The sequence below is a fragment of the Rhizobium atlanticum genome, from assembly GCF_030182485.1.
Classification (GTDB): domain Bacteria; phylum Pseudomonadota; class Alphaproteobacteria; order Rhizobiales; family Rhizobiaceae; genus Rhizobium.
Genome location: NZ_JAQJCJ010000017.1, coordinates 80,128 through 91,837, shown reverse-complemented (window position 1 = coordinate 91,837; position 11,710 = coordinate 80,128). Strand labels below are relative to the sequence as shown.

Annotated in this window: 12 protein-coding genes; 4 read left to right on the top strand and 8 right to left on the bottom strand. The window is 62.6% G+C overall.

All coding sequences use genetic code 11. The features are described from left to right. The first annotated feature begins 20 nt into the window (after positions 1-20). Positions 21-779 (top strand): fumarylacetoacetate hydrolase family protein, encoded by a 759-nt coding sequence (locus PH551_RS23330; protein WP_285195218.1) that lies wholly within the window; start codon positions 21-23, stop codon positions 777-779. Between the two features lie 169 nt (positions 780-948). Beyond that, positions 949-1,728 (top strand): ABC transporter ATP-binding protein, encoded by a 780-nt coding sequence (locus PH551_RS23325; RefSeq protein ID WP_285195217.1) that lies wholly within the window; start codon positions 949-951, stop codon positions 1,726-1,728. 9 nt (positions 1,729-1,737) lie between these two features. On the opposite strand, the gene mmsB is transcribed toward PH551_RS23325, so the two are convergent. The 7 genes from mmsB to PH551_RS23290 all read right to left on the bottom strand — a co-directional run bounded on the left by mmsB (position 1,738) and on the right by PH551_RS23290 (position 8,864). Next, positions 1,738-2,619, bottom strand: coding sequence for a 3-hydroxyisobutyrate dehydrogenase (gene mmsB / locus PH551_RS23320; protein WP_183701216.1), 882 nt, complete (start codon positions 2,617-2,619; stop codon positions 1,738-1,740). A 9-nt stretch (positions 2,620-2,628) separates the two neighbouring features. After that, on the bottom strand, positions 2,629-4,224 hold the full coding sequence (locus tag PH551_RS23315; protein WP_285195216.1) for a GMC family oxidoreductase: 1,596 nt from the start codon (positions 4,222-4,224) through the stop codon (positions 2,629-2,631). A 62-nt stretch (positions 4,225-4,286) separates the two neighbouring features. Then, positions 4,287-5,276, bottom strand: coding sequence for a branched-chain amino acid ABC transporter permease (locus PH551_RS23310; protein WP_285195215.1), 990 nt, complete (start codon positions 5,274-5,276; stop codon positions 4,287-4,289). A gap of 1 nt (position 5,277) precedes the next feature. Then, positions 5,278-6,165 (bottom strand): branched-chain amino acid ABC transporter permease, encoded by an 888-nt coding sequence (locus PH551_RS23305; protein WP_285195214.1) that lies wholly within the window; start codon positions 6,163-6,165, stop codon positions 5,278-5,280. Between the two features lie 4 nt (positions 6,166-6,169). Beyond that, complete coding sequence (locus PH551_RS23300) at positions 6,170-6,871, bottom strand: ABC transporter ATP-binding protein (RefSeq protein WP_085781076.1); 702 nt, start codon at positions 6,869-6,871, stop codon at positions 6,170-6,172. Then, positions 6,871-7,653 carry an ABC transporter ATP-binding protein gene (locus tag PH551_RS23295; RefSeq protein ID WP_285195213.1) on the bottom strand — a complete coding sequence of 261 codons (783 nt, stop codon included), beginning with the start codon at positions 7,651-7,653 and terminating at the stop codon, positions 6,871-6,873. Before PH551_RS23295 ends, PH551_RS23300 begins: the two co-directional genes overlap by 1 nt. Positions 7,654-7,658: 5 nt before the next feature. Continuing rightward, the gene (locus PH551_RS23290; protein ID WP_285195212.1) at positions 7,659-8,864 is read right to left on the bottom strand and encodes an ABC transporter substrate-binding protein; all 1,206 of its coding nucleotides are present in this window, start codon (positions 8,862-8,864) and stop codon (positions 7,659-7,661) included. Positions 8,865-9,039: 175 nt separating this feature from the next. Here PH551_RS23290 and PH551_RS23285 point away from each other — a divergent pair, with 175 nt between their 5' ends. Further along, on the top strand, positions 9,040-9,987 hold the full coding sequence (locus PH551_RS23285; RefSeq protein ID WP_285195211.1) for a LysR family transcriptional regulator: 948 nt from the start codon (positions 9,040-9,042) through the stop codon (positions 9,985-9,987). On the opposite strand, the gene PH551_RS23280 is transcribed toward PH551_RS23285, so the two are convergent. Then, the gene (locus tag PH551_RS23280; RefSeq protein ID WP_085781288.1) at positions 9,988-10,326 is read right to left on the bottom strand and encodes a cupin domain-containing protein; all 339 of its coding nucleotides are present in this window, start codon (positions 10,324-10,326) and stop codon (positions 9,988-9,990) included. A gap of 171 nt (positions 10,327-10,497) precedes the next feature. Between PH551_RS23280 and PH551_RS23275 the strand changes: the two genes are divergently transcribed. Further along, positions 10,498-11,685, top strand: coding sequence for an acyl-CoA dehydrogenase (locus PH551_RS23275; protein WP_285195210.1), 1,188 nt, complete (start codon positions 10,498-10,500; stop codon positions 11,683-11,685). Positions 11,686-11,710 lie beyond the last annotated feature (25 nt).

Here is an 11,710-nt window from a genome sequence, read left to right as displayed (position 1 = left end):
ACTCAGGTCCGGGAGACAGCATGACAGAAGCATTCGATCCGCGCGCCCTAGCAGCCAGGCTTTACAGTCTGCGGCGGGCCGGCAGACAGGAGGCGACCAGCGCCTTTCTGTCGCCTGCCGACCTCCAACAGGCGATGGAAGCGCAGCATTTTCTCGCCGCGGCCGACGGCATTTCCAGCAATGCATGGAAGGTGACGGTTTCGCCGCAAGGCCAGGCCGTCAGCGGTCCGCTGCATCCCTATGCCGAAGCCGTCTCAGGTGCTGAAATCCCCTGGTATCCAGGGCTGAAATTCGAAACCGAGATCGCCGTGCGCCTCGGCAAGGACCTGCCGATCCGCGCGGGCAAGCCGTACAGCCGCGCCGACGTGGTCGAGGCGATCTCCGCCGTCCATCTCGGCGCCGAACTGCTGATCAGCGCCGTCAGGGAAAGCGGCAGCGTTTCCTTCCTGCTGTTTGCCGCCGACCGCCTCGGCAACAGCGGCTATGTGCTCGGCCCGAGGCTCGACAACAGCCTTGTTGATACCGCCGGCGGCACCCCGCTCAAGGTCACGCATGCCGGGCGCACCATCTATGACGGCCCTGCCCAGCATCCGAAGGGCGACGTTCTCACTTGGCTCGTCGACTACGCCAATGACGGCTTGCGTCCGCAAACATCACTTAAGGCAGGCGCGCTGATCACAACGGGCACGTTGAGCGGCGCGATCGAACTGGCCGAACCCGGCGAGATCGACATCCTTTTCGGCGATGCCAGGCTAAGTTTTTCGGTATCGAAGACATGATGAACGTTGATTATACCCGCGGCCGCGGCAATTCCCCGCGGTCTCACCTTCTCCAGAGAAAAGGTAAGTTGACAATCCAGGTTTAGTTTTGCAGGAACCGGGTGTGGATGGGAGGCCGATGCATGTCAGAGGCACTCCCCAACCTGCAGCGCCGAACCCGGAGCAGACCATGCCGTCGTCTTTCCTTGCCCTGTCGGGAATCACCTATGCCATCGGCCCGAAGCCAATCCTCTGCGGCATCGACCTGACCCTTGAAGCAGGCCGCATCTACGGGCTGGTGGGGCCGAACGGGTCCGGCAAGAGCACGCTTTTGAAGATCATCGCCCGCCAGATCGGGCCGCAATCCGGCACCATTACCTTCGGCGGCAGGGCGGCGGCTGACTGGGGGGCGCGGGAATTTGCCCGGCACGTGGCCTATATGCCGCAATTCACGCCGGCGACCGACGGGATGTCTGTGCGGGAACTGGTGGCGCTTGGCCGTTTTCCCTGGCATGGCACGCTCGGCCGCTTCACCGCGACGGATCACAGCAAGGTGGAGGAGGCAATCGCCCGCACCGAGCTTCAGGATTTTGCCAATCGCCTCGTTGCCGACATGTCCGGCGGCGAGCGCCAGCGCGCCTGGATTGCCATGATGCTCGCCCAGGATGCCCGCTGCCTGATGCTCGATGAACCGACATCGGCGCTCGACCTCGCCCATCAGGCCAGCGTCCTCTCCCTGGTACAGCAACTCAGCCATGAACGCGGGCTGACCGTCATCATCGTGTTGCACGATATCAATCTCGCCGCCCGCTACTGCGACGCGATCGTCGCACTGAACCGCGGCCGGATCACGGCCGAAGGCACGCCCGGCGAGATCATGCAGGCCGAGAAGCTGCATTCGATTTTCGGCGTCGGAATGGGCGTCTTCGCGCATCCGGTGCGAAACGAGCCGGTCAGCTATCTCTTATAGGCCGCCGCCTCACACCTTTTCGCGGAACATCTCGATGATGGCGGAGAAATCCCGACCGCCGTTACCCTGCTTTTCGAAGAGCGAATAAAGCTGCGCTGCCTCCGCGCCGAGAGGCGTCGAGGCGCCGCTTGCCAGCGCCGCCTCCTGCGAGAGCTTGAGATCCTTTAGCATCAGCGCCGCGGCGAAACCCGGCTTGTAGCCGTTGTTGGCGGGCGAGGTCGGCACCGGCCCGGGCACCGGGCAATAGGTATTGATCGACCAGCACTGGCCTGATGAGGTCGAGGCGACGTCGAACAGAGCCTGATGCGAGAGGCCGAGTTTTTCGGCCAGCACGAAAGCCTCGCAGACGCCGACCATCGAGATGCCGAGGATCATATTGTTGCAGATCTTCGCCGCCTGGCCAGCGCCGGCCTCGCCGCAATGGACGATCCTCTTCCCCATCGCCTCGAGGATCGGCTTCGCCCGCGCGAAGGCTTCGTCCGAGCCGCCCGCCATGAACGTCAGCGTGCCCGCGCTCGCCCCACCCGTACCGCCGGAGACGGGCGCGTCGAGCGACAGGCAGCCTGCGGCCTTGGCCATTTCATGCGCCTTGCGGCTGCTTTCCACATCGATTGTGGAGCAATCGATGACCAGCGTGCCCTGCGCAGCGGTCTGCAGGATATCGGTCCAAGCCGTCAGCACATGCCGGCCCTGCGGCAGCATCGTGATGATGATCTCCGCGTCCTTGACCGCTTGGCTGGCATGGCTTGCCGGCTTGACGCCGCTTGCCTCGGCCGCCTTCAGCACCGAAGCAGCGAGATCGAAGCCAAGGACCTCGTGGCCTGCCTTGACGAGATTGGCCGCCATCGGGCCGCCCATATTGCCGAGGCCGATGAATGCAATCTTTGCCATGGTCTTCTCCTATCGATTGTCTTCGAGGATCATCCCCGCCGCCTTTTCGGCGATCATGATGGTCGGCGAATTGGTGTTGCCCGAGGTGATCGACGGCATCACCGAGGCGTCGGCGATCCTGAGCTTGCCGAGCGCCCTTAGTTTCAGCCTGGGATCGACGACGCTGTCCCGGTCGGCCCCCATACGGCAGGTACCAACCGGATGAAAGATCGTCGTGCCGATATCGCCCGCCGCCCGCTCCAGATCGGCCTCCGTCTGGTAGTTCGGCCCGGGCTTGAATTCTTCCGGCCTAAAACGGGCGAAGGACGGCTGCGCCACGATCCTGCGCGTCAACCGTATTGAACGGACAGCTATGTCACGGTCGCGCTGCGTCGAGAGGTACTTCGGGCTGATGGTCGGCTGGGCGGCGAAATCCGGGCTCGACAGGTGCACCGAACCGCGGCTTTCGGGCCTCAGATTGCAGACGCTGGCAGTGATCGCCGGGAAAGGATGGACCGGATCGCCGAACTTCTCCAGCGACACCGGCTGCACATGATATTGCAGATCCGGCGTTTCCCGGTCCGGGCCTGACCGGGTGAAGATGCCGAGCTGGCTCGGCGCCATCGCCATCGGGCCGGAGCGGCGGACGAGATATTCGAGCCCGATCGCCGCCTTGCCGATCAGCTTCGTCGCCTTCTCGTTCAGCGTCGGAACCCCGGTCACCTTATAAGCCAGGCGCAGTTGCAAATGATCCTGCAGGTTCTCGCCGACCGCCTTTACCTCGGTGACCACATCGACACCCGCCTGCCGCAGAACTTCGCCCCTGCCAATGCCCGATAGCTCGAGAATATGCGGCGAACCGATGGAACCGGCCGAAAGCACCGTTTCTTTCGCCGCATAGGTGCGCTTCGCAGCGCCCTGATGCTGGAATTCGACGCCGACGACGGCCCCCTCCTCCACCAGCAGCCGCCGGACCTGCGCCTTGGTCAGCACCGTCAGGTTGGCGCGCCGCATCGCCGGGCGCAGGAAGGCCTTCGACGTGTTCCAGCGAATGCCGGAGCGCTGGTTGACGTCGAAATAGCCGGAGCCTTCGTTGTTGCCGCGGTTGAAATCCTCTGTCTCCGGAATGCCGGCTTCCCTCGCCGCCTGCTGGAAAGCGTCCAGCACGGCCCAGCGCACACGCGCCTTCTCGATGCGCCATTCGCCGCCGGCCCCATGCATCTCGTCTTCGCCGCGGTAAAAATCCTCTGACTTGCGGAAGAAGGGCAGAACATCGTCCCATCCCCAGCCGGTGCAGCCCATCTGCCGCCAGAGATCGTAATCGCGCGCCTGCCCGCGCATATAGATCATGCCATTGATCGAAGAGCAGCCGCCGAGCACTTTTCCGCGGGGATAGCTCAGCGCCCGGCCGTTCAGCCCGGCTTCCGGCGCGGTGGTGAAGCACCAGTCGGTGCGTGGATTGTTGATGCAATAGAGATAACCGACCGGAATATGGATCCAATGGTAATTGTCGCTGCCGCCGGCTTCCAATAGCAGCACGCGGCTCCTGCCGTCGGCCGATAGCCGGTTGGCGAGCACGCAGCCGGCACTGCCTGCCCCGATGATGATGTAGTCGTAGCGGTCCATGCCCCTCACGAAACTCCAGATGCTTGCCGCCTGCCTCTGCCCGCGCTGCGGGAGAGGAGAGGTCAGCGGCGATAGACGAAGCCTAGTCTCCGCCCCAGCCGCGAAGCATAGAATTCGCCGATGATGCCGCGGCGGAAGATCAGCACGCAGACCATGAAGACGATGCCGGTGATGATCGTCACCGGGAATTCCGAGGTGGCGAGGTAGTTTTCCAGCGCCACCACCAACCCAGCACCGAAAAGCGGGCCGATCAACGTGCCGATACCGCCGAGCAGTGTCATCAGGATCACCTCGCCCGACATCTGCCAGGCGACGTCGGTGAGCGTCGCGAACTGGAAGACGATCGATTTCACCGCGCCCGCCAGCCCGGCCAGCGCCGCCGACATGACGAAGGCGCCGAGCTTGTAGCGTGCCACGGAATAACCGAGAGAGATCGCTCTTTGCTCGTTTTCGCGGATCGATTTCAGGATCATGCCGAAGGGCGAATTGATGAAACGCCAGATAATCAGCACGCCGATAATGAACACGGCGAGCACGAAATAATACATGTTGGTCGAGCTGTTGAGATCGATGACGCCGAAGAGATGGCCGCGCGGCACCGACTGGATGCCGTCTTCGCCCTCAGTGAACTTCGCCTGCAGGCAGAAGAAGAAGAACATCTGCGACAGTGCCAGCGTGATCATCGCGAAATAGATGCCCTGGCGGCGGATGGCGAAGAAACCCATGACGAGGCCGAGGAACGCAGCGCCCGCCACGCCAATCAGAATGCCGAGCTCCGGCGGCAGCCCCCATGACTTTACCGTATAGGCGGTAAAATAGGCCGCCCCGCCGAAGAAGGTGGCATGGCCGAAGGAAAGCAGGCCGGTATAGCCGAGCAGCAGGTTGAACGCGCAGGCAAACAGCGCGAAGCACAGCAGCTTCATCAGGAAGATCGGATAGAAGAAAAACGGGGCGAGCAGCAGAAGCAGCAGCCCCACGAGAAGGAAGCCGGCCTGGACCGACAGAGCGGTTCGGCTTTTTTCAGTTCGGATGGTTTCGGTGATGTCAGCCATGTCAAGCATCCCGGCCGAAAAGGCCCGCGGGCCTGATGAGAAGCACGATCGCCATGATGACGAAGATCACGATGTTGGATGCCTCGGGATAGAAGACCTTGGTCAGTCCCTCGGCGATGCCGAGCACGTAACCGGTGATGATCGCGCCCATGATCGATCCCATGCCGCCGACGACGACCACGGCGAAGACGACGATGATCATGTTCGAGCCCATCAGCGGCGAGACCTGATAAATCGGTGCGGCCAGCACGCCGGCAAAGGCCGCAAGCCCGGTCCCAAGCGCGTAAGTGAGCGTGAGCAGCACCGGCACGTTGACGCCGAAGACCTGCACCAGGACCGAGTTTTCGGTGGCGGCGCGAAGGTAGGCCCCGAGTTTGGTCTTCTCGATCAGCAGCCATGTTCCGAGGCAGACGACGAGCGAGACGACGACCACCCAGCCGCGATAGATCGGCAGGAACATGAAGCCGAGATTGGCGCCGCCTGCAAGGGCTGGGGGCGTCGCGTAGGGCTGGCCGGACGAGCCGTAGAGATAGCGGAAGGTGCCCTCGACGGCGAGCGCCAGCCCGAAGGTGAAGAGCAGGCCGTAGAGCGGATCGAGATCGTAGAGCCGGCGCAGGAACAGCCGCTCGATGATCGCGCCGGCAAGTCCGACGATGACGGGCGCCAGGATCAGCGACGGCCAGTAGCCGATGCCAGCATAGGTCAACAACAGATAGGCGACGAAGGCGCCGAGCATATATTGGGCGCCATGGGCGAAGTTGATCACCCTTAGAAGGCCGAAAATGATCGCGAGGCCGAGGCTGAGCAGCGCATAGAAGGAGCCGTTGATCAGGCCGATCAGAAGCTGGCCGAGCAGCGCCTGCAGGGGAATGCCGAAGATCATCGTCATCTGGTCACACTCCCAGAACCTTGTGCAGCGTATCCATACGCTGCGGCAGTTCGCCGACCGGGAATTCCGACACCATCTGCCCATGATCCATCAGATAGAAGCGATCGGCAATACGGCTGGCGAAGCGGAAGTTCTGCTCGACCAGCAGGATCGTCATGCCGCGCTCCTTGAGTTTCTTCAGCACCTCGCCGATGCGCTGGACGATGACGGGAGCAAGCCCTTCCGTCGGTTCGTCGAGGATCAGCAGCCGCACACCCGTGCGCAGGATACGCGCGATCGCCAGCATCTGCTGCTCGCCGCCTGATAGTTTGGTGCCCGGGCTGCCGCGGCGCTCGTAGAGATTGGGGAAGAGCTCGTAGATCTCCTCGAGCGTCATGCCACCGCTGGCAACGACCGGCGGCAGCAGCAGATTTTCCGAAACGGTGAGCGTCGAAAAGATACCGCGCTCCTCCGGCACGAAGCCGATGCCGCGGTGCGCCGTCTTGTGCAGCGGCACATGCATCATGTCGCTGCCGGCAAAGCTGATCCTTCCCTTGCGGGTCCGCACGATGCCGGTGATGGTGCGCAGCGTCGTCGTCTTGCCGACGCCGTTGCGGCCGAGAATGGTGATCGTCTCGCCCTCGCCGACATGCATGTCGACGCCGTGCAATATATGGCTTTCGCCGTACCAGGCGTTGAGGCCCTGAACCTCGAGGAGAGCGGCCATCAGCGCTCCTCCGTGCCCATGTAGGCCTCGCGCACGCGCTCATCCTGACTGACCGTGGCATAATCGCCCTCGGCAAGGATCTCGCCGCGCTGCAGCACGGTGACTTGCTGGCAGATATTGGCGACGACGGAAAGATTGTGCTCGACCATCAGCACCGCCCGATCGCGGGCAACACCGCGGATGATCGCCGAGACGACGCCGACATCCTCATGCCCCATTCCGGCCATCGGCTCGTCGAGTAGAAGCACTTTCGGCTCCAGCGCCAGCGTCGTGGCGATCTCCAGCACGCGCTTGCGGCCATAGGAAAGATCGGCGGCGAAATGGTCGCGCTCCTTGGAAAGGCCAACGCTCGCAAGCAGCTGTTCGGCGCGCTCGTTCAGCCGGTCGAGCGCCGACAGTGGCCGCCAGAACTGCGTCGACAGATGGTTCGGCCGCTGCAGCGCCACGCGCACATTGTCGAGGACCGAGAGATGCGGGAAGACCGCCGAGATCTGGAAGGAGCGCACCAGCCCCATGCGCGCCACCCTGTCGGGCGGCGTGTCGGTGATATCGGTGTCCAACAGGGTGATGGTGCCAGACGTCGGCTGCAGGAACTTCGTCAGCAGGTTGAAGACCGTGGTCTTGCCGGCGCCGTTCGGGCCGATCAGCGCATGCACGCTTGCGTCGTGCACGTCGAGATCGACATTCTTGACGGCGGTGAAGCCGCCGAAATCGCGGCGCAGGCCGCGGGCGGACAATACCACCCGCGGCTTTTCCTGAGTTTCAATCGCGGAAACCGCCATCGTGCTTACTTCACCAGATCGCAGCCGCTCTTGGCGGGATCGATATAGGCGTCCTTGCCGGGAATGGTCGCGAGAACGTTGAAGTAATCCCACGGCTCCTTGCTGTCGGCCGGCTTCTTGACCTGCAGCAGATACATGTCATGGATCATGCGGCCGTTGGCGGCGACCGTGCCGCCGCGGCCGAAGACGTCGTCAACAGGCATCTCATGCAACTGCTTGGCGACGGCTTCTGTCTCGTCGGTGCCGGCTTTCTGCACCGCCTTCAGATATTGCGTCACCGCGGAATAGGTGCCGGTATGGATCATATTCGGCATCTTGCCGGTGCGGTCAAAGAACTTCTTGGCGAAGGCGCGGCTTTCGTCGTCGCGGTTCCAATAGTAGCCCTCGGTCAACGTCAGGCCTTGAGCCGCTTCGAGACCGAGCCCATGGACTTCGGCCAGCGTGAAGAGCAGCGCCGCCAGATGCTGGCCACCTTGGGTAATGCCGAATTCGGCTGCCTGCTTGATGGCGTTCGAGGTATCGAGGCCGGCATTGGCAAGGCCGATCACCTTGGCGCCGGATGATTGCGCCTGCAGCAGGAAGGAGGAGAAGTCCTGGGTCGACAGCGGATGGCGGACGGCACCGACGACCGTACCGCCACTCGCCTTGACATATTCACTGGTCTGCTGCTCCAGCGAGTAACCGAAGGCGTAGTCGGCGGTCAGGAAGAACCAGCTGTCGCCGCCCTGCTTGACGAGCGCACCGCCGGTGCCGACAGCGAGCGCGTGGGTGTCATACGCCCAGTGGAAGCCGTAGGGCGAACAGGCCTTGCCGGTGAGATCCGTCGTCGCAGCACCGGTGACGATATCGATCTTCTTCTTCTCCTTGGCGATCGCCTGCACGGCGAGCGCTACGGACGAGGTCGTCAGTTCCATGATCGCATCCACCTGCTCGGTGTCATACCATTGGCGGGCGATATTGGAGGCGATATCCGGCTTGTTCTGGTGGTCGGCATCAACGATCTCGACCGGAACGCCGAGCACCTTGCCGCCGAAATCCTCGACCGCCATCTTGGCCGCCTCGACGGAAGACTTGCCGCCGAAGTCGGCATAGACGCCCGATTGGTCGTTCAGGATGCCGATCTTGACCTTGCCATCGGTCGCGCTCTGCGCGAGCACCGCTGTGCTGCTCGCAAGCAGAAATGCAACTGATGCAACGAGATTCTTACGCATATTCTCTCCTCCCAGAGATGAGCCAGATTGCGGGTCTGTTCAGATTTGGCCAGCCGCACTCCTCAGAGCGGCCGAGCCTTGGCCTACGATCACGGAAATTCCGCATTGAAGCAACGGGTGGTTTACAACTAATTCCAAACAGTATCTGTTCGTTTTTGAACAGATAGGGACGGCGATGACCAATCCACCGCAGTTTACTTGGGATGATCTTCAGTTTTTTCTAGCGGTCGCCCGTACCGGACAGCTCTCGACGGCGGCCCGGCAGTTGCGCTCCAGCCATGCCACCGTTTCGCGACGTATCGACCGGCTGGAATTTACCCTCAAGGTCAAGCTGTTCGAGCGCAATCCGCGCGGTTACGTGCTGACTGTCATGGGCACGCGTTTCATCGAGACGGCCGAGCGGATGGAGCAGGAGACCGAGCGGCTGCGCGCCGACCTTGCCGATGGCTCGATGGCGCAGCGCGGCCTGGTGCGCCTCAGCGCGCCCGAGGGCTTTGCCAATTTCTTCTTCGCCACCGTGCTGCCGCGCTTTGCCGCCCAGCATCCGCATCTTTCGCTCGAGCTGGTGACAATCCAGCAGATCATGTCGCTGTCGCGCAAGGAGGCCGATCTTTCCGTTGTGCTCGACGAGCCGAAAGGCGGGCCTTATTACGCTGAAAGGCTGACCGACTATCACCTGCAGATCTACGGCTCGCGCGACTATCTGGCAAAGGCGCCTGATATCACCAGCCGCGAAGATCTGCTTCAGCATCCCTTCGTTAGCTATATCGAGGAAATGATTTTTGCGCCGGGGCTGGATTATCTCAGCGATGTGCATCCGCGCATCAAACCGCAGTTCCAGAGCTCCAGCATTTTCGCGCAGCTCACCGCCACCCGAAACGGCCTCGGCCTGTGCATCCTGCCCTATTTCTTCGCCAGCCGTTATCCCGAACTCGTGCGCGTGCTGCCCGAGGAGATCGACCTCAAGCGCCATTACTGGATTACCTGCCATCGCGACCTGAAACAGGCGCCGCGTGTGCGGGCCGTTATCGACTTTCTGCGCGAGGCCGTGCGCGGCGAAGATGCGCGCTTCGTGCCGCCTTTTGTCGCCAACGCCCAGCGCCAACTAGAATCCGAAACGTGATTACTTGAGAAACTCTGCCCGGTGCGGCGTGAAGGTATCGATCAGCCGGCCCCTTTCCAGTGCCCTGACGCCATGGACGAGATTGGGCGGCACGATGAAGCTGCCACCCTGCCGCAGCAGTTCAGTGCGCCCATCAATCGTCACCTCGAAGCTGCCTTCGGCGACATAGCTTGCCTGGATGTGCGGATGCGAATGGGCTGCACCCACGGCGCCGCTTTCGAACGCCACTTCCACCATCATCATCTCGGGCAGATAGGTCATGATGCGCCTGGTGACGCCCGGCTCCGGATTGACCCATTGGGCACCTTCGGCCGATACGAACAGATCGCTTGACGACATTTCCGCCTCCTCATTCCAGAATCGAACGCGGGCAAAGTGGATCATGCCGCGGCGTTTGAAAAGATGGTGCGGCTCATCTTTTCGACGCGAGCGCCCGCTGTTGACGCCATCGGCCGGGGGGTCTATGGCCAGTTTGAAGGCAAGCCTGATGAATGGTGAGGAGACGCCGCCATGCAGCATACGCGCGAGGTTTTCGACTGGGCCGACCCATTCCGCCTGGTGGAGCAGCTGACCAATGAGGAGCGCATGGTGCAGGATACCGCCCATGCCTATGCGCAGCAAAAACTCGCTCCTCGCGTCCTCGACGCCTTTCGCAATGAAAAGACCGATCCAGCCATCTTCCGCGAAATGGGCGAACTCGGCCTGCTCGGCCCGACGATTTCGCCCGATTATGGCGGCGCCGGCCTCGGTTATGTCGCCTACGGCCTGATCGCTCGCGAGGTCGAACGGGTCGACAGCGGCTACCGTTCGATGATGAGCGTGCAGTCCTCGCTGGTCATGGTGCCGATCGAAACCTTCGGCTCAGAGGCACAGAAAATGAAATACCTGCCGAAGCTAGCGACCGGAGAATGGATCGGCTGCTTCGGCTTGACCGAGCCCGATCATGGCTCCGACCCCGGCTCGATGGCGACACGCGCCAAGAAGGTCGACGGCGGCTATAGCCTCACCGGCTCGAAGACCTGGATCTCGAATGCGCCGATCGCCGATGTCTTCGTCGTCTGGGCAAAGACCGAGGACGGCCTCATCCGTGGCTTCATCCTCGAAAAGGGCTGGAAAGGGCTTTCGGCGCCTGCCATCCATGGCAAGGTCGGCTTGCGCGCCTCGATCACGGGCGAAGTGGTGATGGATGGAGTTTTTGTGCCGGAGGAAAACCTGCTGCGCGGCGTCACCGGCCTCAAGGGGCCGTTCACCTGCCTCAACTCGGCCCGCTTCGGCATTGCCTGGGGCGCACTTGGTGCGGCCGAGGATTGTTATGCGAGGGCCCGGCAATATACGCTGGAGCGCAAGCAGTTCGGCCGGCCGCTCGCCGCCAACCAGCTGATCCAGAAGAAACTCGCCGACATGGCCGCGGAAATCGCGCTCGGCCTTCAGGGCTGCCTGCGGCTCGGCCGGATGAAGGAGGAAGGCCATCCGCCGGTGGAGCTGACCTCGATCCTCAAGCGCAACAGCTGCGGCAAGGCGCTGGAGATGGCGCGTGCTTCCCGCGACATGCTCGGCGGCAACGGCATCTCCGACGAATTCGGCATCGCCCGCCATCTCGTCAACCTCGAAGTGGTCAACACCTATGAGGGCACGCACGACATCCACGCGCTGATCATCGGCCGTGCGATCACCGGCATCGCCGCCTTCGCGAACTAAGTCAGCGGCGCCGGTCAGCGCCGGC